Below are 23,680 nucleotides of genomic sequence, written 5' to 3'. Positions count from 1 at the left end.
GAAGGTCGGCCCGGGCTGCAACGGCGACTCCGAGATGGGCCCGCTGGTCACCGGCCAGCACCGCGACAAGGTCAGTCGGCGTGCTCCGCCCAGCCGCCGGTGCTGCGGTGCCGGCCCAGGCCGACCGACTCGAACTCGTCGACCCGGCCCTCCTCGGTGCGCGCGCCGATCCGCCGCAGGGCGCGGGAGATCGGCGTGCCCTCCGCCGGGGAGGGCTCGAACTCACCGATGGTGAGCGGGCCGAGGGCGACCTCGCCGTCCGACCAGACGGCGGCGCGCTGGGTGCCGCTGCCGCCGAAGTACTCCGCCTCGACGCAGGCGATCGGGCCGGCCTTCGACCAGGCGGCCAGCCGGAGTTCGAAGCCGTCCGCGTGCCGGCCGAACCCGGACCCGCTGCCGGGCTTGCGCGCGTCGGCCTCGCCCTGGAGCGCGGCGCGCACGGCGGAGGTGACCGGGATCAGTGCCAGCCCCTGCGCCAGGGGGACCACCCGGGCCGCCGGAACCTCCGCCGCCGCCACGGTCAGCAGCTCCCGGGTTCCTATCAGCGCCTGGAGTTCGTAGGACATGCCGGTCATGGTGTCCCACCGCACCGACAGTCGGCCCGGAGTTTATGATTCCGTGCCCGGTCGGAGACCGTAGAGCAGGGTGAAGACGGTCACGTCCAGCGCGTCCTCGGCCGAACTCGGCCCTTCCTCGTTCAGTTCGTCGAAGATTTCGGCCAGTTGGGAACGCAGCCGGTCCAGTCGCTCCGGGCTGAGCCGCAGCGTGAAGTCCGCGAACAGCCCGGACGGCGGGCCCGGCTCGCCCGGCACCCGGCCGAAGTCCAGCCGGCCTCCGGCGATCCTGGCGCGGAAGTCGACCCGCACCCGGTCCATCGCGGCCAGGACGGCGTCGTACGCCTCGGAGCGGGCCGGGGAGTCGGCGGTGAACATCCCCGGGGCCAGCCGGATCGCCCCCTGGGCGACCCGGTAGCGGCTCTCCACGATGCCGGAGACCAGCCGGGTGCCGGCCACCAGGACCAGCCCGGCCTTCTCCAGCTGCTTGACGTGCCGGTAGAGCTTGGTCTGCGGCTCGTCGAGCGCGGCGGCGAGCTCCTTGACCGTCAGCGGGCGGTCCTCGGAGGACTGCAGGGCGCCGAGGATGGCCAGGCGCAGCGGGTCGGCCAGGGCCTTGAGTACCGCGACGTCGGACACCTGGCGCTCCTTGACCCAGGTGACGGGCTGCTGCTCGCCGCTGTCGGCGGATTCCGGTGCGTGCTCGACCACGGGCCCACCCTTCCAGATCGGCCGTTCCGTCCGCAATCACGCCCCGGTGAGCGCTCACGACAGCGCCACCGATCACTCTTGCGCAAGCAATCACGCTTGAGTCATCATTCACGCCAGCGTGAATGATCGCAGCGATCGCGAACGATGGGGGCAGAACATGACGGACCGGCCGACGAGGACGACGAAGACGACGAGGACAGAGACCGCGCCCCGGCCGACCGCGCCCCCACCGATCGCGAACGCACCGGCCACGAACCCGCCGACCACGAACCCGCCGCTCGTCCCGCTGCGGCGCAACCTGCGGTTCCAGGCCCTCTGGGCCGGCCAGGCCTCCGCGACCCTCGGCATGGTGATCGGCGACACCGCCTTCCCCCTGCTGGTCCTCGCGCTCACCGACTCCTCCACCGCCGCCGGGGCCTTCGGCGCCGTGCAGATGGCCACCACCCTGCTGCTGGGCGTCCACGGCGGCGCGGTGGCCGACCGGGTGGACCGCCGCCGGGTGCTGATCGCCGCCGACGGCGCCCGGCTGCTCGCCCTCGCCAGCGTCCCGGCGGCCCTGTCGTTCGGCCCGCCGCACCTGGCCCACCTGCTGCTGGTCGCCGCCGTGATCGGGGCGACGGTCGCCTACGGCGGCCCGGTCCGGCTGCTCGCGCTGCGCTCGGTGGTCCCGCCGGAGCAGCTGTCCCAGGCGCTCGCCCAGGACGAGGCCCGGATGAGCGGGGCCGCGCTGGCCGGACCGCCGCTGGCCGGGTTCCTGTTCGGGCTCGGACGCGCGGTGCCCTTCCTCGGCGCCGCGCTGGCCTCGCTGCTCGCCCTGACCGCCGCCCTGGTGGTGCGCTTCCCCAGCCCGCACGCGTCCGGGGCCGCCGGTCCGAGCGGGTCCGGGGCCGCCGGCGTGAGCGACTCCGGGGCCGCCGGCGCGAGCGGGCCCGATGCTCCCGGTGCGGGCGACTCCGGGGCTCCCGGCGAGCGCACCGGGGCCGGCGCCCTGGCCGGCTTCCGCGTCCTCGCCGCCTCCCCGCTGCTGCGGGCCGCCCTGGCCGTCCTGCTGCTGATCAACCTGACCGGGGCGGCGCTGCTGCTGCCCGGCATGGTGCTGCTGCGCGAGCACGGCACCGGCAGCGCCGGGATCGGCCTGGCCCTGGCCGGCGAGGCGGTCGGAGCCATGGCCGGCGCCACCCTGGTCTCCCGGCTGCACCGGCTGGCCGGCCCCGGCGTGCTGCTGCTGGCCCTGGCCTGGAGCGCCGTACCCGTCCCGCTGGCGCCGCTGCTGCCCGGCGGGGCGCCGACCGTCTTCGCCGCGCTGTTCCTGTTCGGCCTGGGCATCCCGTCCATGCGGGTGATGCTCGACCTGCTGGTCTTCCGCCAGGTACCGGACGCGCTGCGCGGCCGGGTGATCGCGGCGACCATGACGCTGCTCACCGCCGGCATGCCCGCTGGGACCCTGGTCACCGGCCTGCTGCTGGACCGCTCCTCCCCCGCCACCGTGCTGGTCGCGATCAGCGCCCTGCTCGCCGCCGCCCTGCTGGTCGCGACGGCGAGCCGCACGCTGCGCCGCGCCGCCTGGCCCACGGCCGGGACGGGCAGGACGGCCGGGTCCGGTGAATCGGGCAGGACGGCCGCATCGGCCGGGACGGGCGCATCGGCCGGGACGGGCGCCCCGCAGGACTGACGCCGGGCCCGGCCGCCGGTCACCCGCGCGGCCGCCCGCCGCATGCGGCGGGCCCGGCACCCGGGTGAACTGGCCGGGTACGGCCCGCCCCCGGGTCCTCCCGGAGCGGCCGCGGCCCCGTCGCACCGGCTCCGTACGGCCCACCCGGCCCCACCCGGCCCCACGCGGCCCACGCGCCCTCGCCGATCCGCGTACCGCAGCCCCGGCCGCGTCGGCGCCGTACCGGAGGAGGAGGACCGGATGAGTTCCACGACCGCGCCCCCGCCCGGTCGCGGCGGCCCCGGCGGAACGGCCGCCGCCCGTCGACCGTCCTGGCTGACGCTCGCCCTGACGGCCACCGCCGCGCTGGCCGGCCTGCGCCTCGTCCCGACCGTTCCGACCGTCACGGCGGTCCCGGCTGCCACGACCCCGGGGCCATCAGCGGCGCACCGCCCCGTCCGCCGGCCCGCCCGACGCCCCGCCCAAGGGCGGCCGGCCCGCTGTCCGGATCGCACCGGGCCGCCCCCGAGGGCGTCGCCAACCCCGCCGGGAAGTGATGGAGTTGACGCGATGGAGTCCCAGCCGAGCCCGCCCGGCCCCCGAGGAGGAACCGCCGTGCCCCGCCCCTTCACCGTCGAGGACCACATCGCCAGGATGGCCCGCGCCACCGCCGAGGCGACCGCCGCCGGGCTGGCCGGCCTGGTCGTGACCCCGGGCCCCGACCTGGCCTACCTGTGCGGCTACTCGCCCACCGCGATCACCGAACGGCTGACCGCCCTCGTCCTCACCGCGGGACGCGAACCCGCCCTGGTGGTCCCCACGTTGGAGCGCTCGGATGCCGCGAAGGCGGTCGGCGCCCCGGCCGTCCGGCTGCTCGACTGGTCCGACGGCGCGGACCCGTTCGCCACCGCCGGCCCGCTGCTCGACCCGGCCGGACGGTACGGCGTCTCCGACAACACCTGGGCGCTGCACCTGCTCGGCTTCCAGGCCGCGCTGCCCGGCGTCTCCTTCACCTCGCTCACCGACAGCCTGCCGATGCTGCGTGCCGTCAAGGACGGCGAGGAACTGGACCGCCTGGCCGCGGCCGGCGGCGCGGCGGACGCCGCCTACCGGGGCATCCTGGAGGTCGACTTCGCCGGCCGCCGGGAGACCGACGTGGCCGCCGACCTCGGCGCGCTGCTCATCCAGTACGGGCACAGCCAGGTCGACTTCACCGTGGTCGGCTCCGGCCCGAACGGCGCCGACCCGCACCACGAGGCCGGTGACCGGGTCATCCGTACGGGTGACACCGTGGTGCTGGACTTCGGCGGTCTCAAGGACGGCTACGGCTCCGACACCACCCGGACGGTGCACGTCGGCCCGGACGTCCCGGCCGAGGTGCGGAAGGTGCACGAGCTGGTCCGGCTGGCCCAGCAGACCGCCTTCGAGGCGGTCCGGCCCGGGGTCGCGTGCCAGGAGATCGACCGGATCGCCCGCCGGGTGATCACCGAGGGCGGGTACGGCGAGTACTTCATCCACCGCACCGGCCACGGCATCGGCACCACCACGCACGAGCCTCCGTACCTGGTCGAGGGCGAGGAGCGGCCGCTGGTGCCGGGCATGTGCTTCTCGATCGAGCCCGGGATCTACCTGCCCGGCCGGTTCGGGGTGCGGATCGAGGACATCGTCACCGTCACCCCGGACGGCGGCCGCCGCTTCAACAACACCCCGCACGGACTGGGCATCGTGGCCTGACCGTGCCCGCACCCGACCGGGCGCCGAACCGGGCGTCCAACCGGGTACCGACCGAATCGGATGTTCTTACGATGCGGTCATATTTCACCCAGAGTCCTCCAAGTTTGGGTTGCTAGTTTCGGTGCGCATGACCAAGACCCTCCGCCCGGCCCCGCACGACGTGCGGGCCGGGCAGCCGCGCCCGGTGCCTCCGCCCCGCCCACGCGTGACGGGCTGGTCGAGACTCCGCTGGCTGGCCTGGCCGCTCTACCTGACGTGCCTCCTATGGTTCCTGCGCACCGAGGGCATCCCCGCGGCCAACGACGTGCTGTTCCTCTGGCTGATCGCCGCCCTGCTGACCGCCGCCGTGCACAGCGGACACGGCCCCCGCGGCTTCCTCCTGGTCCTGCGCGACTGGGTCCCGGTGATGGCCGTGGTGTGGACCTACTCGCTGCTGCGCGGCTACGGGGCGCACACCCCGTGGGCCCCGCACTGGCTGCCGCAGCTGCGCTTCGACGAGGTGCTCGGATTCGGCGAGACCTGGACCGTCCGGCTCCAGCACGGCCTCTACGACCCCGGCTCGCCGCACTGGTACGACTACGCCGCGGTGGCCGTCTACCTCTCGCACTTCTTCGTCGTCTTCCTGCTGCTCGCGGTGCTCTGGCGGCGCGCGCACCACCGCTTCCGGCAGCTGCTCGCCGCCTACCTGACGCTCACCTTCGCGGGCTTCGCCACCTACCTCCTCTACCCGGCCGACCCGCCGTGGCTGGTCTCCCAGGAGGGCAACCTGCCGCACCTGTCCCGGGTGGTCTGGGAGGTGATCTCGGTGAGCGGGCTGCCGCAGGCCGACTCGCTGCTGGAGAACGGCAGTCAGTTCGCCAACGACGTCGCCGCGATGCCCTCGCTGCACTCCGCCTACCCGGCGATGCTGCTGTTCTTCTTCTGGCCCACCGCACGGCGGTGGCTGCGGGCGGTGCTGGTCGCCTACCCGCTCGCGATGACCTTCACCCTGGTCTACGGCGCGGAGCACTTCATCATCGACGTCTTCGTCGGCTGGGCCTACGCGGCCGCGGTGGTGTTCGGGCTGCGCCGGCTGCGCGACCGCCGTGCGGCCGCCGCGACGTCGGCCCCGGCGGCCGCTCCCGCACCGACATCGGCCCGGGCGGCGGCAACGGCACCGGCCTCGACGTCAGCCCAGGCCCCGGCGGCGACGGCAACGTCCCCCGCAACGGCACCGGCCTCGGCCGGGGACACCCCGAAGGGCACGGCAGACTTGGCCGGGTGAATCCGAGCGCACCGATGAAGCCCACCGCCGAGCAGCTGCTGGCCGCCAAGGACACCACCATCCCGGACGTCTCCGCGCCCGGCCTGCGGGTGCTGTTCTGCGGGATCAACCCGGGCCTGTGGTCCGGCGCCACCGGGCACCACTTCGCCCGTCCGGGCAACCGCTTCTGGCCTGCCCTGCACCGCTCCGGCTTCACCGACCGCCAGTACCGCCCGGACGAGCAGCGGGAGTTGCTCGCGCTCGGCCTGGGCATCACCAACGTCGCCCCGCGCACCACCGCCAAGGCGGACGAACTGACCGCCGAGGAGCTGCGCGAGGGCGGCGCCGCGCTGCGCGCCCGGGTGCTGCGGCTGCGCCCGCGCGTCCTGGCCGTGCTCGGCATCGGCGCCTACCGGACGGCCTTCGGGCAGCGGAAGGCCGCGCTCGGGCGGCAGCCGGAGGGCATCGGCGACACCGAGGTGTGGGTGCTGCCGAACCCCAGCGGCCTCAACGCCCACTACACCCTGGACGGACTGGCCGAGGAGTTCCGCAGGCTGCGGGAGGCGGTCGAGGACCGCGCCGCCGAAGGCTGAACCGGCGCGGCCCCATCCGCCGGGGACCCATCCGCCGAGGACCGAGCAGCCGAGGGCTGAGCCGCCGAGGTCCGGACCGCCGACAGCCCGGCCGGCAACGGCAGTTCGCGCAGCTCGCGGATCAGCGCCCGGACGGCGGCCGTCCCGGCCAGCTCGGGCGTGGTCACGTACCCGACGAACCGGCTGGGCGGCCGCGGCCCGAGGTCGGTGACGGCGAGGCCGGCCGGCGCGCCGAGCAGGGCCGTCCGGGGCATGATCGCCATGCCGAGTCCCTGGGCGACCAGCGAGAGCGCCACCGTGTCGTCCTCCACGTCCACGGTCGCGGGCGGGATCCAGTCCTGCCGCCGCCACCAGTCCCGGGTGTACGAGCCGCAGTTCTCGTCCCAGTCGACCAGCGGCAGTTCGCGCGGCGCCGGGTGGTCCGGCGGGTGCGCGAGCGCGTACGTCTCCTCGTACAGCCGCACCGCGACCAGGCCCGGGACCGGCGGCGGGCCGCCCGCGTCGAGCGTCGCCAGCCCGAGGTCGGCGCGCCCGTCGGCGACCTCCCCGGCGGTGCCGCGGCCGATCTCCCGGACGATCCGGACCCGGGTGGCGAGCCCGGGATGGAGCTCGGCGAGCCGGGCCAGGACGGGCGGCAGCAACTGGGCGGCGGCGCTGCGGAAGGCGGCGATCCGCAGCGTGCCGGTCAGCGGCCCGTCCGCTCCCGCGCCGCGCACCTCGGGGCCCATCGCCTCCAGCAGCCGCAGGATCCGGCGGGCGTACGCCACCGCCCGCGCGCCGCCCTCGGTGGGGCGTGCGCCGTGGCGCCCGCGGTCGAAGAGCACCGTGCCGAGCTTCCGCTCGCAGGCACGCACGGCGTGCGAGACGGCGGACTGGGTGGTGCCCAGGCGCGCGGCGGCCGCCGTGAAGCTCCGCTCCTCCTCGACGGCGACCAGGATCCGCAGCTCCTGCGGGGCGAGATCGGTCATGCGCCCGAATCTAGCCGCTCCGAGCGCGATCCATCGATCCCGCTCATGGATGCCGCCGTTCCATCGACCGGCACCCCTGCCCGGTCGCCCCCGCGCTTCCTACGGTGATCACGTCCCGCCCGCCGCCGCGCACCTGGAGCAGCACCCGATGTCCCGTCCCACCGCCCGCGCCGTCCACCTGGTCTCCCGCCCCGACGGTGCGCCGACCGCCGAGAACTTCGCCTTCGTCGACGAGACCGTCCCCGCCCTCGCGGCGGGCGAGGCCCTGGTCGAGAACCTCTACCAGTCCGTCGACCCGTACATGCGCGAGGAGATGGAGGAGGGCGGCTGGGCGCTGCACGCCCCGCTGGAGGGCCGCACGCTCGGCCGGGTGGTGGAATCCCGGGCCGACGCCCTGCCGGTCGGGGCGCTGGTCCAGCACCGCCAGGCCTGGCGCACCCACTCGGTGGTCACCGCCGAGCGGGCCGCCCTGCTGCCCGACCTGGCCGGCGTCCCGCTCAGCGCCCACCTGTCGGTGCTCGGCGGCACCGGCCTGTCCGCCTGGGTCGCCCTGACCAGGATCGCCCGGCTCCAGCCCGGCGAGACGCTCTTCGTCTCGGCGGCCGCCGGCGGCGTCGGCACGGCCGCCGGGCAGCTCGCCCGCCTGCTCGGCGCCGGACGGATCGTCGGCAGCACCGGCTCCGCCGCCAAGGCCGCCCGCCTCACCGAGCGGCTCGGCTTCGACACCGCCTTCGACTACCACGACGGCCCGATCGCCGAGCGCCTGCGCGAGGCCGCCCCCGAGGGGCTGCACGTCTACCTGGACAACGTCGGCGGCGACCACCTGGAGGCCGCCATCGGCGCCCTGCGCGAGCACGGCCGGATCGCCTGGTGCGGCGCGGTCGCCCAGTACAACCGGCTCGGCAACCCGCCGGCCGCGCCGCGCAACCTGTACGACGTGGTCGGGAAGAGCCTGCGGCTGGAGGGCTTCCTGGTCCGCAACCACCTCGACGCCCGGCCGGAGCTGTACGACTTCCTGGTCCCCCACCTGCGCTCGGGCGCCGTCGTCCCGGACGAGACCGTGGTGGACGGCTTCGACCGGGTGGTGGAGGCCTTCCTCGGCGTGCTGCGCGGCGCCAACACCGGCAAGATGCTGGTCCGGATCGCCGACTGACGGTGCCGGGCCCGCCGGCCGATCCGCTCCGGCCGCACGCTCACCCCTGATCGACCGGCAGCGCGGGTTCGACCGGCAGCACGGCCAGTTCGAGCGCGGCGAGCCGGGCCGGGTCGGCCACCACCTCGTAGCCCGCCACCCGGCCGTCCGCGACCGCCACCCGCAGCACCAGCCGCAGCCGCCCGTCCGGGGCGATCAGGATGCCGGGCACGCCGTCCACCAGCGCCACCGCGCCGTAGCGGCCCCGGCGGCCGAAGACCGTGGTCTCCCGGGCGACGGCCTGCGCGCCCCGGGCCACCAGGGCGCGGCCGGGGCCCAGTGCCGCCGGATCGGCCCGGCGCACCACGTCCGGGGCCAGCACGGCCAGCAGTTCGGCGAGGTCCCCGCCCCGGGCGGCGGCCAGGAAGGCCTCCACCACCCGCCGGTGCCCGGCCAGCGGCTCCGGGGGCAGCGCGGCCGTTCCGCGCACCCGCTGCCGGGCCCGGCTGGCCAGCTTCTTGGCGGCCACCGGGGTCCGCCCGACGATCGGCGCGATCCGGTCGAAGGGCACCGCGAAGCCGTCGTGCAGCACGAAGGCGACCCGCTCGGCCGGGCCCAGCCGGTCCAGCACCACGAGCAGCGCCCGGCCCACCGACTCGACCAGCAGCGCCTCCCGCTCCGGCTCCGGGCCGCCGCCCGCCGGGTCCGGCAGGGCCTCGTCGGTCGGCTCCTCGCGGCGCGCGGCGCGGGCCCGCAGCAGGTCCAGGCAGATCCGGGAGACCACCGTGGTCAGCCAGCCGGGCAGGTTGTCGATCTCCGCCGGATCGGTGCGGACCAGCCGCAGCCAGGCCTCCTGCACGGCGTCCTCGGCCTCGCCGGTCGAGCCGAGCATCCGCTGGGCGATCGCCCGCAGCCGCCCGCGCTCGGCCTCGAAACGCTCCGCCTGCGCCCCTGCCCGCCGGCCCGGGGCCACCGGCGCCCCGGCCGTCGCTCCCGGCATTCCGTCCCGGTCCATCGGTCACCTTTCCTCGGCGCGGCTCGTCACCGCTATGACGATCCGTCCTCCTCCGAGGTGACCGGGAGACCCCATGACCTCCGCCACGCTGCTCCACCTGGACTCCAGCATCAGCCCGTCCGGCTCGGTCAGCCGCGCCCTGACCGCCCGCTTCGCCGACGCCTGGCGCGCCCGGCACGGCGCCGCCGCCCGGCACCGGCACCGCGACCTCGCCGCCGACCCGGTGCCCGCGGTGCGCGCCGCCTACGACGCCCTCGGCCGCCGCACCGAGGACAAGGGGGCACTCCCGCTGGACGACGTCGACCGCCTCGCCGAGGGGCCGGACGAGGCGCGCGAGTGGGCGCTCAGCCGCCCGCTGATCGAGGAGCTCCGGGCCGCCGACACCCTGCTGATCGGCAGCCCGATGTACAACTACACCGTCTCGACCGGCCTCAAGGCGTGGATCGACCGGGTCACCTTCCCCGGTGTCCACCACGACCCGGAGAGCGGCGAGCCGCTGCTGCGCGACACCCGCGTGGTGGTGGTCGCGGTCCGCGGCGGCGGCTACGGGCCGGGCACGCCGCGCGCCCACTGCGACTTCCAGGTCCCGTACCTGCGGGCGTACTTCGACCGGATCGGGGTCGCGGCGGAGCACCTGCACGTGGTCACCGCCGAGCTCACCAGGGCCGCGGACATCCCGGAGCTGAACGCCCTCCGGCCGCTCGCCGCCGAGTCGCTGGCGGCGGCCGAGGCCGCCCTCGACGAGCTGGCCGCGACGCTCTGAGCCGCGCCCGCGGTGAGGGCCGTCAGCGGGGCGCTACAGCGGGGTGACGGCCTTGAGCACCACCAGCAGGGCCACCGCGGCGTTGAGCGCGCACAGCGCCGACGCCGCCGTGCCGATCGCCGCGACCATCGCCGCCAGGCCCGCCGGGGTGGTGGCCGGCGGCCAGTTGCGGGAGGTCGGCACCGGGCCGAGCAGCGCGGCGACCCGGCGCGGCACCGGCCCGGCCGCCGCGGCCGGGGAGGCGAAGGCCGCGAAGCCGGGGGCCGGGGCGGCGTGCGACACCAGGGCCGCCCGGGCCACCGCCCGCGCGGTGATCCGGCGGTCCCCCACGGCCTGCGCCGAGTCCTCGTCCGCCCACCGCTCCGCGCTGTACGCCACCGCGTGCTGCAGCGGCCGCAGGAACGGGTTGACGCAGGCGGCGAGCTGGGTGGCCAGCAGGTACCGGTGGTGCCGGTGGCGCAGGTGCGCCCGCTCGTGCGCGAGCAGCGCCTCGCGCTCGTCGGCGGCCAGCCCGGCCAGCATCCCGGTGGAGACCACCACCCGGCCGGGCGAACCGGGCAGCGCGTAGGCGTACGGGCTGCGGTCCGGCAGCACCGCGAGGTCGCCGGACTCCCCCGGCCCGGCGGGCAGCCCGGCCAGCGCCCGGCGGGCCCGGGCCCGCACCCGCAGGTGCCGGACGACCGTCCGGGCGCAGGCGAAGCCGACCAGGGCCAGCAGCCACATCACGGCGGTGCCGACCGTCTCGTGGTACGGCAGCGCGGCCCGCACCTCCGGGTCGGACCAGCTGTCCGGCAGCGGGTTGCCGGGGATCTGCGCGGTGCCCACCACGCCGATCAGCCCGAGGCAGAGCACGCTGCACACCGCCAGCACCACGCTAATCACGGTCATCAGCCGGGCCGCGCCGCGCGGGTGCAGGTGCTGCTCGGTCAGCCGCGCGATCGGGACCGCGGTGAGCGGCAGGACGAGCGGGAGGAAGACGAAGACGCCCACGGTTCAGCTCTCACGGTCGGGCGCTGCCGGATCGGCGGACGCGGCGTCCAGCAGCGCCCGCAGCAGTTCCTCGTCGTGCGGCAGCAGCGCGCTGACGAAACTGGCCAGGACGGCGTCCCGGTCCGCCTCCCCGTCGAGCATCCGGCGCATCCGCAGCGCGGCCAGCCCGGCGGCGTCCGAGGAGGCCTGCCACAGGTAGGAACGGCCGGAGCGGGTCCGGGTCACGGCGTTCTTGGCGTGCAGCCGGGACAGGATGGTCATCACCGTGGTGTAGGCCAGGTCGCCCTCCAGGCGTTCCTGGACCCATCCCGCGGCGGCCGGGCCGGGCGCCTGCTGGAGCACCGCGAGCACCTGCGCCTCCAGCTCGCCCTGGCCGCGTCGCCGGGCCGGCGCCTCCCCGGGCGCCGGGGCGTGCCTCTCGTCTGCCATGGCGGCCCACTCCCTCCGGATGCGGCGCCCGGACCTGGGGGCGCGGGATCATCCTAACGAGCGAAGGGCCGCGCCGAACCGGTCGGAGCGAGGGCGTACGGCGCCTCCGCAGCTGCCCCTGATCAGGCCCGGGCCCGCTGGGTCACCGCGATGCAGACCAGCACCACCACCGCGGTGACCGGCGCCGCCGCCGGCAGGTGCTCGCCGAGCAGCAGCACCGACCAGACCAGCGTCAGCAGCGGCTGCGCGAGCTGGAGCTGACTGGCCCGCGGCACCCCGATCCCGGCCATCCCCCGGTACCAGAGCACGAACCCGCCGAGCTGCGAGACCGCCGCCGTGTACCCCAGCCCGACCAGCGCCTTCGCCCCCAGCCGGACCGGCTCGGTGCCCAGCCCGAACGCGGCGGTCAGCAGCGTCGCGGGCAGCGCGGCCACCACCGCCCAGGCGATCACCTGGGCGCCCGGCAGGTCCCGGGAGAGCCGCCCGCCCTCGGCGTACCCGGCGGCGCAGAGCAGCAGCGCCACGAACAGGTAGAGGTCGGCGCCGGTCGGCCGGCCGTGGCTCTGCACCAGGGTGAAGGCGAGGACGGCCGCGGCCCCGGCGAGCGCCGCCGCCCAGAACGCCCCGGACGGCCGACGGCCGGTGCGCAGCGCCGCGACCGCCGCCGTGGCCAGCGGCAGTACGCCGATGACCACCGCCGAGTGGGCGGTCGAGGAGGTGCGCAGGGCGAGCGTGGTCAGCAGCGGGAAGCCGAGGACGCAGCCGGCGGAGACCACCAGCAGCCCGGGCCAGTGCCGTCGTCGCGGCAGCGGGGCGCGGACGGCCGTCAGGTAGAGCACGGCCAGCAGACCGGCCAGGGCGCCGCGCAGACCGGTCGCGGACCACGGGCCGAAGCCGGTCAGGGACCACGCGGTGGCGGGGAAGCTGAGCGAGAAGGAGGCCACCCCGAGGGCCGCGAGGGCGGTGCCGGAGCTGGGGGCGGGGCGAGGTGCTACCGCCTGCGGGCGGGTAGCGCTATCTTGTGCCGTCATGAACGAGCGTAGCAGTGTGACCGAACTCGCCGACACCCTGCGGCAGGAGGTCGAGCGCTACCCGGAGGGACGGAAGCTGCCCTCCAGCCGGGCGCTGGTGGAGCGCCACCAGGTCAGCCCGGTGACGGTCTCCCGGGCCATCGCGGTGCTCGTCGCCGAGGGGCTGGTGGTCTCCCGGCCGGGCTCCGGGGTGTTCCGGGCGGCCGCCTTCGCCGCGGCCCCGGCCGTCCCCGCCGCACCGGCCGGCCGGACCGGCGACCTCTCCTGGCAGCAGATCGCGCTCAGCGCCGGCTCCGGCCCGCGCGACCTGCTCGCCGCCCCGGTGTTCGCCACCCTCCGGGTGCCCCCGCCCGACGTCATCGACCTCAACAGCGGCTACCCGCACGCCTCGCTGCTGCCCGAGCGGCTGCTCGCCGCCGCCCTGGCCCGGGCCGGCCGGCGGCCGGGCGCCTGGGACCGCCCGCCCACCGACGGGCTGACCGAGCTGCGCGGCTGGTTCGCCCGCGACATCGGCGGCCACGGCGGGCCGGTCGGCGCCGGGGACGTCCTGATCACCTCCGGCGGGCAGAGCGGGCTGACCGTCGCCATGCGGGCGCTCGCCGCGCCCGGTGCGCCAGTGCTGGTGGAGTCGCCGACGTACTCGGGCATCCTCGCCGTCGTCCGGGCCGCCGGGCTGCGGCCCGTCCCGGTCCCGGTCGACGCGGACGGCGTGCGCACCGACCTGCTGGCGGACGCCTTCGAGGCCACCCGGGCCCGGGTCTTCGTCTGCCAGCCGCTGTTCCAGAACCCCACCGGCGCGGTGCTGTCGCCCGGGCGGCGGGCGGAGGTGCTGCGGATCGCCCGGGCGGCCGGGGCCTTCGTGGTCGAGGACGACTTCGCCCGGCTGCTGGCCCACGCGGACGCCCCCGCGCTGCCGCGCCCGCTCGCCGCCGAGGACCGGGACGGGGTCGTGGTGCACCTGCGTTCGCTGACCAAGGCGGCCTCCCCCAACCTGCGGGTCGGCGCCCTCACCGCGCGCGGCCCGGCGCTGGCCCGGCTGCGGGCCACCCAGGTGGTGGACAGCTTCTTCGTGCCCCGGCCGCTCCAGGAGGCCACCCTGGAACTGGTCGCCGACCCCGCCTGGGCCCGCCACCTGCGCACCCTCGGCGCCGAACTGCGCGACCGCCGCACCGCCGCCGTCGCCGCCCTGCACCGCGAACTGCCCGGCGTCCTCGGCGCCCACCGCCCCGGCGGCTACCACCTGTGGCTTCGGCTCCCGGACGGCGTCGACGACACCGCGCTCGCCGCGGCCGCCCTGCGCGCCGGCGTCCAGCTCTCCCCCGGCCGCCCGTACCACCCCGCCGAACCCCCGGCCCCGCACCTGCGCCTCAGCTACGCCGCCGCCGAGAGCCCCGCCCAGGTCGCCGAGGGCGTCCACCGGCTGCGCCTGGCGTACCAGGAGGCGGCGGGCTGACGGCCCGCGGGCGGGCGTCCTGCGGGAGCACGGACGACGGGGCCCGCTACCCCCGGCCGCCCGCCATCCGCTCCAGTCGGGCGATGCGCTCGGCCATCGGCGGGTGGGTGGAGAAGAGCCTGGCGCCGGCCTCGCCGGGGCGGAACGGGCTGGCGATCATCATGTGGCTCGCCGTCTGGAGCTGCGGCTCGGGCGGCAGCGGCAGCTGACGGGTGCCGGCGTCGAGCTTCCGCAGGGCGCCGGCCAGGGCCAGCGGGTCGCCGGTGATCCGGGCGCCGTCGGCGTCGGCCTGGTACTCGCGGGAGCGGCTGACCGCCATCTGGATCAGCCCGGCCGCGAGCGGGCCGAGGATCATGATGGCGAGCATCCCGAACAGGCCCGGGCCGTCGTCGTCCTCGTCGCGCCCGAACGGGATCAGCCAGGCGAAGTTCACCAGGAACATCACCACCGAGGCGAGCGCCCCGGCCACCGAGGAGATCAGGATGTCCCGGTTGTAGACGTGGCTCAGCTCGTGCCCGAGCACGCCCCGCAGCTCGCGCTCGTCCAGGATCCGCAGGATGCCCTCGGTGCAGCAGACCGCCGCGTTGCGCGGGTTGCGGCCGGTGGCGAAGGCGTTGGGGGCCGGGGTCGGGGAGATGTAGAGGCGGGGCATCGGCTGGCGGGCCGAGGTGGAGAGCTCGCGGACGATCCGGTACAGCCCGGGGGCCTCGAACTCGCTGACCGGCCGGGCCCGCATGGCCCGCAGCGCGATCTTGTCGCTGTTCCAGTAGGCGTAGGCGTTGGTCCCGAGGGCGACCAGCAGGGCGATCACGAAGCCGGTGCGGCCGAAGAGGCCACCGATCACCAGGATCAGCGCCGAGAGGCCCCCGAGCAGGACGGCGGTCCTCAGTCCGTTGTGCCGGCTGTGCACGTCAGGCCCTCCAATGGTGCGGTGGGGAAGCCCTTTCTGCCTCGTCCCTCTTGCCCGGTCAACGGGTGGGGCCGGGGACCTTGTTCCCTTGTGACCGACGTGACACCGGCGCGACACCGGCGCGACACGGGCGTCGACGGCTGCGCGGCCGGGCCCGCCCCGGCCGCACCACCGCCGGGCCGCACCACCGGGCCCGGCCCGGCCCGGGCTCAGAACAGCGAGCCGCCCGCCACCTGGAGGACCAGCTGCGGCGCCACCGAGAGGACCACCGCCGCCGTGGCGGTGAGCCCCAGCGTCGCGGTGAGGCCCGCCGGCAGGCGGTGCCCGGCGGCGGTCCCCCCGGCCGGCGCCTCGCCCGCCGGGGCGAACAGCCGGGCCGTCCACAGCAGGTAGTAGTACAGGGCGACGACCACGTTGACGGCCATCACCACCGCGAGCCAGCCCAGCCCGGCGTCGACCGCCGCGCGGAACACCACGACCTTGCCGAACAGGCCGACCACGCCCGGCGGCAGCCCGGCCAGGCAGAGCAGGAAGAAGGCGAGCGCCAGCGCCGTCCAGCGGTGGCGGGCGAACAGGCCGCGGAAGTCGTCCACGCTGGTCCCGGCCCGGCCTCCGACGGCGGCGACCACCCCGAAGGCGCCGAGGTTCACCACGCCGTAGATCAGCGCGTACGCGGCGGTGGCGCCGAGCGGGTCCACGCCGGAGGGCGCGTAGCCGGCCGCGGCGAGCGGCACCAGCAGGTACCCGGCCTGGCCGACCGAGGACCAGGCGAGCAGCCGCACCGCGCTGTACCGGGTCTCGAAGCGCTGCCGCAGCGCGCCGACGTTGCCGACGGTCATGGTGACGGCGGCCAGCACCGCGAGCACCAGGCCCCAGGTGTGGGCGTACGGGCGGAAGGCGATCGTGGTCGCGAGCGCGAGCCCGGACAGGCCGGCCGCCTTGCCGACCACCGAGAGGTAGCCGGCCACCGGCAGCGGCGCACCGGTGTAGGTGTCGGGCACCCAGAAGTGGAACGGCACGGCGGCGACCTTGAAGGCGAAGCCGACCAGGGTCAGCACCGCGCCCGCCTCGGCCAGCGGCCTGAGCTGCCCGGGCGCGTGCTCCAGGCCCTGGGCCACCGCGCCGAGGTGCAGGCTGCCGCTCGCCGCGTAGACGAAGCCGACGCCGAGCAGCATCACGGCGGTCGCGGTCACCGAGGAGACGAAGAACTTGAACGCGGCCTCGGCGCCCCGGCCGTCCCGGCGCAGCGCGACCAGCGCGAAGGCGGGCAGCGAGGCGACCTCCAGGGCGATCACCATGGTGGCGAGGTCGCGGGAGGCCGGCAGCAGGGCGGCTCCGGTGGCGCTGGAGAGCAGCAGGAACCAGTACTCGCCGCGCGGCAGCTTCTCGTTCTCCACGGTGTGCGTCGACAGCAGCGCCGCGATCAGCGCGCCGCCGAGGGCGAGCAGCTGGAACACCAGGGCGAAGTGGTCGGCGACGTACGAGCAGGAGGCGTTGTCAGACCCCCCTGCTACGTTCTGCACGCAGAAGGTCGCTCGGGGTGACGTCCCGGTGAGGGGAAGGAGTGCGATGAGGGCGAGGGCGAGTCCGGCCGCGGTAAGCCGGCCGAGCCACTTCTTGTGCCGCTCGGGCAGGAAGAGGTCCGTGAGCAGCACGGCGAGGGCCGCCACGGCGGCGATCAGCGGGGGCGCGATCGCCACCCAGTCCACGGACTGGATCAGGCTGCCCGGGTTGGCTACGGCGAGGGAGGTCACAGTGTGCTGCCCCGTGGAGTGAGGTCCGAGTGCGGCGGTCTGGGCTGCGAGCACGGTCAGCCACCCCCGAGGAGGTGCTTGACGGCGGGGTCGGAGAGGCCGAGCAGCAGCGCGGGCCAGAGGCCGGCGAGCAGGGTGAGCGCGGCCAGCGGCGTCCAGCTGACGGCCTCGTACGGGCGCAGGTCGGCGAGTTCGGCCACCGGTGCGGGCTGCGCGGGGTCCCCCATGCAGACGCGCTTGACCACGATCAGGAGGTACGCGGCGGTGAGGAGGGTGCCGAGGCCGGCCAGCACCATGTAGGTGACGAACGCGGGGCGCGACAGGCCGTCGGCCGGGTCGAACGCGCCGAACATGGCGAGCAGCTCGCCCCAGAAGCCGGCCAGGCCGGGCAGGCCCAGGCTGGCGACGGCGGCGAAGGCGAGCAGCACGCCGAGCCGCGGGGCCCGGCCGTACAGGGCGGCGCCGGTGGTGCCGGAGAGGGTGTCGAGGTCGGCCGTGCCGTAGCGGTCCTTGAGCGCGCCGACGACGAAGAACAGCAGACCGGTGATCAGTCCGTGGGCGATGTTGGCGAACAGCGCGCCGTTGACGCCCACCGGGGTGAGGGAGGCGATGCCGAGCAGCACGAAGCCCATGTGGCCGACGGAGGAGTACGCGATCAGGCGCTTGAGGTCGCCCTTGGCGCCGGGGCGGGCCAGCGCCAGGCAGGCCAGCGAGCCGTAGACGATGCCGACCGCCGCGAAGGCGCCCAGGTAAGGGGCCAGGGTGGCGGCGCCGTCCGGGACGACCGGGAGGAGGACGCGGACCAGACCGTAGGTGCCCATCTTCAGCAGCACGCCGGCGAGCAGCACCGAGCCCACCGTCGGGGCGGCGGTGTGCGCGTCGGGGAGCCAGCTGTGCAGCGGCCAGGCGGGGGCCTTGACCGCGAGCCCGACCAGGATCGCCAGCGCGGCGACCACCTGGGTGGTGTGGCTCAGGCCGCTGCCGTGCGCGGCGGCCAGGGCCTGCATGTCGAAGGTGCCGGCCTTGCTGCCGACCAGCAGGAAGCCGAGCAGCATCACGGCGGAGCCGAGCAGCGTGTAGAGGATGAAGCGGTTGGCGGCCGGCACCTTCGCGCCGCTCCCCCAGCGGGCGATCAGGAAGTACATCGGGATCAGCACGATCTCGAAGGCCAGGAAGAAGAGCAGGAGGTCCAGCACCGCGAAGGTGGCGAGCATGCCGACTTCGAGCAGGAGGAACAGCCCGACGAAGGCCTGCGCCGACGGGCTGTGCTCATCAGGGGCTCCGCCCCGGGCCTCCCCGGCCGGCAGCCGCTTCTCCGAGTACAGCGCGCAGAGGAAGGTGAGCAGTGCGGTCAGCACGACCAGCGGCAGCGAGACGCCGTCCACCCCGAGGTGGAAGCGCACGTGCAGGGCCGGGATCCAGGACACGTCGGTGGTGGCCTGCATCCGGGCGGGCTCGTCGTGGTCGAAGCCGGCCGCGAGGACGACGGCGAGCACGAGCACCGCGCCGGTGACGACGGTGTTCAGCCGCAGCGCCCGCCGGCCGGCCACGGCCCGGTCCGGCCCGAACACCGGCGCCAGGGTGAGCGCGGCGCCGAGCAGCGGCAGCACCAGGAGGGCGATGAGGACTGCGTTCATCGGGGGCTCCCAGCAGCGGTCGAGGGGACGGAGGTGGAGGACAGCAGCACCGGCTACACCGCCACCAGGACGGCCAGCAGGACGACGGCGGCCAGCAGGGCGCTGAGGTACGTCTGCGCGTTCCCGGTCTGCGCCAGCCGGACGGCCCGGCCGAGCAGGTTCGCACCCGCGCCGCTGCCGCGCACGTAAGTCTCGACGACCTCGCGGTCGAGGAAGCGGACCAGCTTGGCGGCGGCGCCCACCGGGCGGACGAACAGCGCGTGGTACAGCCGGTCGACGCCGAAGCCGTGCCGGGCCGGTCCGAACAGCGGGCCGAGCAGGGTGCGCCCGGGGTCGGCGACGATCACCTCGGCGGCCGGGGCGGGGCGGCCGGTGCCCAGCCGGGCGGTCGCCGAGCGCCAGGCGCCGTACGCGGCGAGCACGCCGACCACGGCGAGCCCGGTCCCGGTGACGGCGGTGACCGCGGAGGGCCGCAGCGAGCCGCCGTCCAGCAGCGCGGGCAGCCAGTCCGAGCGCAGGCCGGCCACGCCGAAGCCCATGGTCGGCACGGCCAGTACCCACAGCGGCCAGCGCATCGCCGGCGGCTCGGCGGCGGCCGGGTCGGCCTCGTCGAGCTCGGGCGAGTACGGCGCGCCGGCCTCGTGGTCGGCCACGACGGTGCCCCGGTCGGCGGCGGGCAGCACCCGCGGCGCGGCCGCGGCGGCCCCGGCCGGGCTGTGGAAGGCCAGCAGGAACAGCCTGGTCGCGTACGCGGCGGTGAGCAGCGCGGTGAGCCCGGCGGAGATCAGCACGATCCACCCGGCCGCCTGCGGCACCGCCGAGGCCGGGCCGAGCCCGTTGGTCAGCGCCTCGCCGTCGGCGGCGTGCTCGGCGGCGGTCAGCACCGCCTCCTTGCTGAAGAACCCGGCGAACGGCGGCAGCCCGACCAGGGCGACCAGCGCGATGCCCATCGTCCAGTAGGCGTCCGGCACCCGCTTGCGCAGCCCCGGGGTGCGGGACATCGCGGAGATCGAGTTGGTGTGCGCGGCGTGGATCACCACACCGGCGGCCAGGAACAGCAGCGCCTTGAACGCGCCGTGGCTGACCAGGTGGAAGACGGACGCCTCGCGGTCCCCGCTGGCCAGCGCACCGGCCATGTAGCCGAGCTGGCCGACGGTGGAGTAGGCGAGCACCCGCTTGAGGTCGTCCTGGGCGAGCGCGCAGAGCGCCGAGCCGATCATCGTCACGGCGGCCATCACCGCGAGCACGACCAGCGCCGCGCCCGACAGCAGGAACACCGGCAGCAGCCGGGCGACCAGGTAGATGCCCGCCGCGACCATGGTGGCGGCGTGGATCAGCGCGGAGACCGGGGTCGGGCCGGCCATCGCGTCCGGGAGCCAGGTGTGCAGCGGGAACTGCGCGCTCTTGCCGGCCACGCCGGCGAGCAGCAGCAGCGCGGTCAGCGTCGGGTGGCCGAGCCTGCCCTCCGTCGCGGCCGCCAGCACGTCCGGGATCCGGAAGCTGCCGGCGTCCGCGCCGAGCAGGAAGATCCCGAACAGGAACGGCACGTCACCGAGCTTGGTGACCAGGAAGGCCTTCAGCGAGGCCGAGCGGGCGTCCGCGGTCTCCCAGTGGTGGCCGATCAGGAAGTACGAGCACAGGCCCATCACCTCCCAGCCGACCAGCAGCACGATCAGGTCGCCCGAGTAGACCACCAGGAACATCGCCGCGGTGAACAGCGAGACCAGCGCCGCGTACGAGGGGTAGCGCGGGTCCTCCTTGAGGTACGCGGTCGAGTAGACCTGGACGCAGGTGGCGACCAGGCCGACCAGCACCGAGATCAGCGAGCTGAAGCCGTCCAGGTGGAGGGCGAGTGCGATGTCCGGGCCGCCGGTCGGGGTGAGCCGGGTGGCGGCGTCCAGGGTCTGGCCGGTGCCGAGCTGGAGGGCGACCACCAGGGCGAGCACCGCCGAGACGGCGACCGGGACGATCGCCAGCGGCCGGGCCAGCCCGGGCGCCTTCCTGCCGACGGCCAGGGTGGCGGCGGCGCCGAGCGCGGGCAGCGCCGGGACGAGTACGGGCAGGGCGAGGTTCATGCGGCGGCCTGGCCCTTCAGTGCCTCGGCTCCGGTCGGCGCCCCGGCGTCGACCGGCGTCTCCTCGACGGCGAGCGCCTCGGCCGGGTCGCCGAGCGCGGTGGCGCGGTCGATGTCCGCGGTGCCCCGGGCCCGGAACAGCAGCAGGACGATGGCGAGCCCCAGGCCGATCTCGGCGGCGGCGACGGTGATGGTGAACAGGGTGAGCGCCTGCCCGGCGTGCAGCGAGTCCCGCAGCCAGGCGTCGAAGGCGACCAGGTTGAGGTTGACGGCGTTGAGCATCAGCTCGACGGACATCAGCACCAGGACGGCGTTGCGCCGGGCGAGCACGCCGTACACGCCGACGCTGAACAGCAGCGCGGCGAGGACGGCGGGGTAGGCGAGGTGCATCAGCTCTCCTCCGTCGCGGGCGCGGACGGCTTCGGCACGGACGGCTCGGCAGGCGCGGCCGGCTCGGGCGCGGCCGGCTCGGGCGCGGCCGGCTCGGGCGCGGCCGCCTTCGGCGCGGTCGCGGCGACCGTCCCGTTGGACCCGACCGGCCGCCCGGCGCGCAGCTTGCCCGCCCGGGGCGCCGGCACCCGCCGCTTGGAGCCGCGCGACAGCACGATCGCGCCGACCAGGGCCGCCAGCAGCAGCACGGACAGCGCCTCGAAGGGCAGCACCCAGTGCCGGAACAGGCTGGCCCCGGTGACGGCGGCCGAGCCGCCGCCCTGGCCGAGGTCGATCCAGGAGGTCCGGAAGGCGTCGACCACCAGCGTGACCAGCGTCCCGGCCGAGGCCAGCGCCACGACCAGGGCCACCCAGCGGTTCTTGGAGTCGGCGTCCGGCGAGCGCCCGATCGGCGCCTTGGTGAGCATCAGCCCGAACAGCACCAGGACGACCACCGAGCCGAGGTAGATCAGCACCTGCACCCAGGCGATGAACTCGGCCGTCAGCAGCAGGAACTCCACCGCCAGCCCGCCGAGCGCGGCCACCAGCCAGAGCGCCGCGTGCACCAGCTGCCTGGTGGTCACGGAGACCACGGCCGAGCCGAGCACGGCGATGCCGACCAGTAGGAAGACGATCTCCTGCCCGGTCGGGGACAGGAACGAACGGGCGGCCGGCTCCAACGAGCCGGTCGCCGCGAGAAGCGTGGCAGCGGCATTCATGCGTCGTCACCCTTCTCCTCGACAGCAGCAGCGGCCTCGGCGGCGGCAGCCGCCGCCAGCTTGTCCGCCGCCTTGCGCGCGGTGGCGATCTCCTTGGGCTCCTCGGCCGCCGGGTCCAGCGCCGGCGGCGCCGGAACGGTCCACATCCACTCGCGGAGCTTCTCCCGCTCGTGGGTCAGCTCGTGGATGTCGGTCTCCGCGTACTCGAACTCCGGCGACCAGAACAGCGCGTCGAAAGGACAGACCTCGATGCAGATCCCGCAGTACATGCAGAGCGAGAAGTCGATGGCGAACCGGTCCAGCACGTTGCGGGTGCGGGCCCGGGCGTTCGGCTCGGCGGCCGGCAGCGTCTCCTTGTGGGAGTCGATGTAGATGCACCAGTCCGGGCACTCGCGCGCACAGAGCATGCACACCGTGCAGTTCTCCTCCAGCAGCGCGATGACGCCGCGCGAACGCGGCGGCAGCACCGGCTGCACGTCGGGGTACTGCGCGGTGACGCTCTTCCTCGTCATCGTCCGCAGCGTCACCGCCAGGCCCTTGGCGAGCCCGACACCGGGAAAACTCATGCGATCGCCACCTTGATGATGCCGGTGAGGGCCAGCTGGACCAGCGCGAGCGGGATCAGCCCCACCCACGCGAAGCGCATCAGCTGGTCCTCGCGCAGCCGCGGGTAGGTGACCCGCAGCCAGATGACCACGAAGGCCAGCCCGAAGGTCTTCAGGAGCATCCAGAGCCAGCCGAGCTGGTCGGACATCGGCCCGTGCCAGCCGCCCAAGAAGAGCACCGCGGTCAGCGCGGACACCACCAGGATGCCCACGTACTCGGACAGCAGGAACAGGGCGAACCGCAGACCGGTGTACTCGGTGTACGCGCCGAAGATGATCTCCGAGTCGGCGATCGGCATGTCGAACGGCGGGCGCTGGAGCTCGGCCAGACCGGCCGTGAAGAAGACGAACGCGCCGATGATCTGCCAGGGCAGCCAGTACCACTCCCAGGCGTCCAGGATCCCGGGCAGCGACAGCGTGCCGGCGGCCATCGCCACCGAGGCCGCCGCCAGCACCATCGGCAGCTCGTACGACATCAGCTGCGCGGCCGTGCGCAGGGCACCGAGCAGCGAGAACTTGTTCGCCGAGGCCCAGCCGGCCATCAGCTTGCCGATCACGCCGACGCCCATCACGGCCAGCACGAAGAACAGCCCGGCGTCGACCGCCTGGCCGACGAAGCCGTTCGGGCCGACCGGGATCGCCAGCAGCACGAAGAGGTACGGCAGCAGCGAGACGGCGGGCGCCAGCTGGAAGATCCGGCGGTCCGCCCCGGCCGGGACGATGTCCTCCTTCTGCGCGAACTTCACGCCGTCCGCGACGAGCTGCGCCCAGCCGTGGAAACCGCCCGCGTACATCGGGCCGAGCCGGCCCTGCATGTGCGCCATGACCTTGTGCTCGGTCTGGCCGATGACCAGCGGGAACACCAGGAAGACGACGAGGGTGGCGACGCAGCGCAGCACCGTGTCGAGCAGGTTCACGCGCCGTCTCCGTCCTGGTCGGCCGGTCCGGCCGAGGTCTCGTCCTGCTGCTCACCCGGTTCGTCGGCCGACGGCTTCTCGTCGTGGGCGGGCACCGGGTTGTGCCAGGGCGCGTCGGAGGAGCGGGGCGCGTCGGCCGGCCGGGGCCGGACCGGAGCCGCGGGCTCGGCCGCGGGCTCGCCGGCCGCCGGGGCGGTGGCCGCCGGGCCGGCGGTCTGGCTGGCCGACCCCTCGGACACCGACCGGGTCCGCCGCGGCCGGTCCGCCCGCACCGGCGGGGCGCCCTCAGCACTCTCAGCAGCCGGAGCAGCCGGGACTGGGTGGAGCGCGAGTGGCGCCCGGCCGAGCTGGGCTTCCCCGACGGCGCC

The 23,680-nt window shown here is 75.5% G+C and carries 22 protein-coding genes and 1 pseudogene; 7 read left to right on the top strand and 16 right to left on the bottom strand.

What is annotated here, in order from left to right:
* Positions 1-71 precede the first annotated feature (71 nt).
* Complete coding sequence (locus ABZW03_RS14870) at positions 72-566, bottom strand: hypothetical protein (RefSeq protein ID WP_355256929.1); 495 nt, start codon at positions 564-566, stop codon at positions 72-74.
* A gap of 42 nt (positions 567-608) precedes the next feature.
* Entirely contained in the window at positions 609-1,265 is a 657-nt protein-coding gene (locus ABZW03_RS14865; protein WP_355256926.1) for a helix-turn-helix domain-containing protein, read from the bottom strand.
* A gap of 157 nt (positions 1,266-1,422) precedes the next feature.
* On the opposite strand from ABZW03_RS14865, the gene ABZW03_RS14860 reads away from it, so the two are divergent.
* From ABZW03_RS14860 to mug, 4 genes are all read left to right on the top strand, one after another.
* Complete coding sequence (locus ABZW03_RS14860; RefSeq protein WP_355256923.1) at positions 1,423-2,937, top strand: MFS transporter; 1,515 nt, start codon at positions 1,423-1,425, stop codon at positions 2,935-2,937.
* Between the two features lie 549 nt (positions 2,938-3,486).
* Complete coding sequence (locus ABZW03_RS14855; RefSeq protein ID WP_355256920.1) at positions 3,487-4,650, top strand: aminopeptidase P family protein; 1,164 nt, start codon at positions 3,487-3,489, stop codon at positions 4,648-4,650.
* 127 nt (positions 4,651-4,777) lie between these two features.
* Entirely contained in the window at positions 4,778-5,914 is a 1,137-nt protein-coding gene (locus ABZW03_RS14850; RefSeq protein ID WP_355256917.1) for a phosphatase PAP2 family protein, read from the top strand.
* A 14-nt stretch (positions 5,915-5,928) separates the two neighbouring features.
* Entirely contained in the window at positions 5,929-6,486 is a 558-nt protein-coding gene (mug, locus tag ABZW03_RS14845) for a G/U mismatch-specific DNA glycosylase (RefSeq protein WP_355256937.1), read from the top strand.
* Here the strand turns inward: mug and ABZW03_RS14840 are convergent.
* Positions 6,411-7,454, bottom strand: coding sequence for a LysR family transcriptional regulator (locus ABZW03_RS14840; RefSeq protein ID WP_355256914.1), 1,044 nt, complete (start codon positions 7,452-7,454; stop codon positions 6,411-6,413). The genes mug and ABZW03_RS14840 overlap by 76 nt on opposite strands.
* A 148-nt stretch (positions 7,455-7,602) precedes the next feature.
* Between ABZW03_RS14840 and ABZW03_RS14835 the strand changes: the two genes are divergently transcribed.
* On the top strand, positions 7,603-8,607 hold the full coding sequence (locus tag ABZW03_RS14835) for an NADP-dependent oxidoreductase (protein ID WP_355256911.1): 1,005 nt from the start codon (positions 7,603-7,605) through the stop codon (positions 8,605-8,607).
* 40 nt (positions 8,608-8,647) lie between these two features.
* Here ABZW03_RS14835 and ABZW03_RS14830 read toward each other — a convergent pair whose 3' ends face one another.
* Complete coding sequence (locus ABZW03_RS14830; RefSeq protein WP_355256934.1) at positions 8,648-9,586, bottom strand: sigma-70 family RNA polymerase sigma factor; 939 nt, start codon at positions 9,584-9,586, stop codon at positions 8,648-8,650.
* A gap of 88 nt (positions 9,587-9,674) precedes the next feature.
* Between ABZW03_RS14830 and ABZW03_RS14825 the strand changes: the two genes are divergently transcribed.
* The gene (locus ABZW03_RS14825) at positions 9,675-10,364 is read left to right on the top strand and encodes an NAD(P)H-dependent oxidoreductase (protein ID WP_355256909.1); all 690 of its coding nucleotides are present in this window, start codon (positions 9,675-9,677) and stop codon (positions 10,362-10,364) included.
* Positions 10,365-10,397: 33 nt separating this feature from the next.
* Here the strand turns inward: ABZW03_RS14825 and ABZW03_RS14820 are convergent, their stop codons facing one another.
* The 3 genes from ABZW03_RS14820 to ABZW03_RS14810 form a co-directional block, all read right to left on the bottom strand.
* Positions 10,398-11,354 carry a M48 family metalloprotease gene (locus ABZW03_RS14820; RefSeq protein ID WP_355256906.1) on the bottom strand — a complete coding sequence of 319 codons (957 nt, stop codon included), beginning with the start codon at positions 11,352-11,354 and terminating at the stop codon, positions 10,398-10,400.
* Between the two features lie 3 nt (positions 11,355-11,357).
* Positions 11,358-11,783, bottom strand: coding sequence for a BlaI/MecI/CopY family transcriptional regulator (locus ABZW03_RS14815; RefSeq protein ID WP_355256903.1), 426 nt, complete (start codon positions 11,781-11,783; stop codon positions 11,358-11,360).
* Between the two features lie 122 nt (positions 11,784-11,905).
* On the bottom strand, positions 11,906-12,814 hold the full coding sequence (locus ABZW03_RS14810; protein WP_355256900.1) for a DMT family transporter: 909 nt from the start codon (positions 12,812-12,814) through the stop codon (positions 11,906-11,908).
* On the opposite strand from ABZW03_RS14810, the gene ABZW03_RS14805 reads away from it, so the two are divergent.
* The gene (locus ABZW03_RS14805) at positions 12,813-14,267 is read left to right on the top strand and encodes a PLP-dependent aminotransferase family protein (protein WP_355256898.1); all 1,455 of its coding nucleotides are present in this window, start codon (positions 12,813-12,815) and stop codon (positions 14,265-14,267) included. The genes ABZW03_RS14810 and ABZW03_RS14805 overlap by 2 nt on opposite strands.
* A gap of 46 nt (positions 14,268-14,313) precedes the next feature.
* Here the strand turns inward: ABZW03_RS14805 and htpX are convergent, their stop codons facing one another.
* From htpX to ABZW03_RS14760, 9 genes and pseudogenes are all read right to left on the bottom strand, one after another.
* The gene (gene htpX / locus ABZW03_RS14800; protein WP_355256895.1) at positions 14,314-15,177 is read right to left on the bottom strand and encodes a zinc metalloprotease HtpX; all 864 of its coding nucleotides are present in this window, start codon (positions 15,175-15,177) and stop codon (positions 14,314-14,316) included.
* Between the two features lie 209 nt (positions 15,178-15,386).
* Complete coding sequence (locus ABZW03_RS14795) at positions 15,387-16,931, bottom strand: NADH-quinone oxidoreductase subunit N (protein ID WP_355256892.1); 1,545 nt, start codon at positions 16,929-16,931, stop codon at positions 15,387-15,389.
* 56 nt (positions 16,932-16,987) lie between these two features.
* Positions 16,988-18,568: an NADH-quinone oxidoreductase subunit M gene (locus ABZW03_RS14790; RefSeq protein WP_355256889.1), complete on the bottom strand. Its 1,581-nt coding sequence runs from the start codon at positions 18,566-18,568 to the stop codon at positions 16,988-16,990.
* 53 nt (positions 18,569-18,621) lie between these two features.
* On the bottom strand, positions 18,622-20,643 hold the full coding sequence (locus ABZW03_RS14785) for an NADH-quinone oxidoreductase subunit L (protein ID WP_355256886.1): 2,022 nt from the start codon (positions 20,641-20,643) through the stop codon (positions 18,622-18,624).
* Positions 20,640-21,032, bottom strand: a complete 393-nt coding sequence (gene nuoK / locus ABZW03_RS14780; RefSeq protein WP_355256883.1) for an NADH-quinone oxidoreductase subunit NuoK — start codon at positions 21,030-21,032, stop codon at positions 20,640-20,642. Before nuoK ends, ABZW03_RS14785 begins: the two co-directional genes overlap by 4 nt.
* A complete protein-coding gene (locus ABZW03_RS14775) occupies positions 21,032-21,790 on the bottom strand; it encodes an NADH-quinone oxidoreductase subunit J (protein ID WP_355256880.1) in 759 nt (252 codons plus the stop codon). The genes nuoK and ABZW03_RS14775 overlap by 1 nt, the downstream gene beginning before the upstream one ends.
* A complete protein-coding gene (locus ABZW03_RS14770) occupies positions 21,787-22,356 on the bottom strand; it encodes an NADH-quinone oxidoreductase subunit I (protein WP_355256878.1) in 570 nt (189 codons plus the stop codon). The genes ABZW03_RS14775 and ABZW03_RS14770 overlap by 4 nt, the downstream gene beginning before the upstream one ends.
* Entirely contained in the window at positions 22,353-23,306 is a 954-nt protein-coding gene (locus ABZW03_RS14765; RefSeq protein ID WP_355256931.1) for a complex I subunit 1 family protein, read from the bottom strand. Before ABZW03_RS14765 ends, ABZW03_RS14770 begins: the two co-directional genes overlap by 4 nt.
* Before the next feature lie 2 nt (positions 23,307-23,308).
* A pseudogene (locus ABZW03_RS14760) lies at positions 23,309-23,680 on the bottom strand (NADH-quinone oxidoreductase subunit C); the annotation flags it as partial.

Source organism: Kitasatospora sp. NPDC004799, assembly GCF_040609095.1.
GTDB lineage: Bacteria > Actinomycetota > Actinomycetes > Streptomycetales > Streptomycetaceae > Kitasatospora.
The sequence above is the reverse complement of the archived record's forward strand: the minus strand, read 5'-3'. Positions and strand labels throughout refer to the sequence as shown.

What these genes read in the sequence shown, in the direction of transcription:
- ABZW03_RS14870 (WP_355256929.1), bottom strand. Translation starts at nt 566, where the DNA reads ATGTCCTACGAACTCCAGGCGCTGATAGGAACCCGGGAGCTGCTGACC.
- ABZW03_RS14860 (WP_355256923.1), top strand. Translation starts at nt 1,423, where the DNA reads ATGACGGACCGGCCGACGAGGACGACGAAGACGACGAGGACAGAGACC.
- ABZW03_RS14855 (WP_355256920.1), top strand. Translation starts at nt 3,487, where the DNA reads ATGGAGTCCCAGCCGAGCCCGCCCGGCCCCCGAGGAGGAACCGCCGTG.
- ABZW03_RS14850 (WP_355256917.1), top strand. Translation starts at nt 4,778, where the DNA reads ATGACCAAGACCCTCCGCCCGGCCCCGCACGACGTGCGGGCCGGGCAG.
- mug (WP_355256937.1), top strand. Translation starts at nt 5,929, where the DNA reads ATGAAGCCCACCGCCGAGCAGCTGCTGGCCGCCAAGGACACCACCATC.
- ABZW03_RS14840 (WP_355256914.1), bottom strand. Translation starts at nt 7,454, where the DNA reads ATGACCGATCTCGCCCCGCAGGAGCTGCGGATCCTGGTCGCCGTCGAG.
- ABZW03_RS14835 (WP_355256911.1), top strand. Translation starts at nt 7,603, where the DNA reads ATGTCCCGTCCCACCGCCCGCGCCGTCCACCTGGTCTCCCGCCCCGAC.
- ABZW03_RS14830 (WP_355256934.1), bottom strand. Translation starts at nt 9,586, where the DNA reads ATGCCGGGAGCGACGGCCGGGGCGCCGGTGGCCCCGGGCCGGCGGGCA.
- ABZW03_RS14825 (WP_355256909.1), top strand. Translation starts at nt 9,675, where the DNA reads ATGACCTCCGCCACGCTGCTCCACCTGGACTCCAGCATCAGCCCGTCC.
- ABZW03_RS14815 (WP_355256903.1), bottom strand. Translation starts at nt 11,783, where the DNA reads ATGGCAGACGAGAGGCACGCCCCGGCGCCCGGGGAGGCGCCGGCCCGG.
- ABZW03_RS14805 (WP_355256898.1), top strand. Translation starts at nt 12,813, where the DNA reads ATGAACGAGCGTAGCAGTGTGACCGAACTCGCCGACACCCTGCGGCAG.
- ABZW03_RS14810 (WP_355256900.1), bottom strand. Translation starts at nt 12,814, where the DNA reads ATGACGGCACAAGATAGCGCTACCCGCCCGCAGGCGGTAGCACCTCGC.
- ABZW03_RS14790 (WP_355256889.1), bottom strand. Translation starts at nt 18,568, where the DNA reads ATGAACGCAGTCCTCATCGCCCTCCTGGTGCTGCCGCTGCTCGGCGCC.
- ABZW03_RS14785 (WP_355256886.1), bottom strand. Translation starts at nt 20,643, where the DNA reads ATGAACCTCGCCCTGCCCGTACTCGTCCCGGCGCTGCCCGCGCTCGGC.
- nuoK (WP_355256883.1), bottom strand. Translation starts at nt 21,032, where the DNA reads ATGCACCTCGCCTACCCCGCCGTCCTCGCCGCGCTGCTGTTCAGCGTC.
- ABZW03_RS14775 (WP_355256880.1), bottom strand. Translation starts at nt 21,790, where the DNA reads ATGAATGCCGCTGCCACGCTTCTCGCGGCGACCGGCTCGTTGGAGCCG.
- ABZW03_RS14770 (WP_355256878.1), bottom strand. Translation starts at nt 22,356, where the DNA reads ATGAGTTTTCCCGGTGTCGGGCTCGCCAAGGGCCTGGCGGTGACGCTG.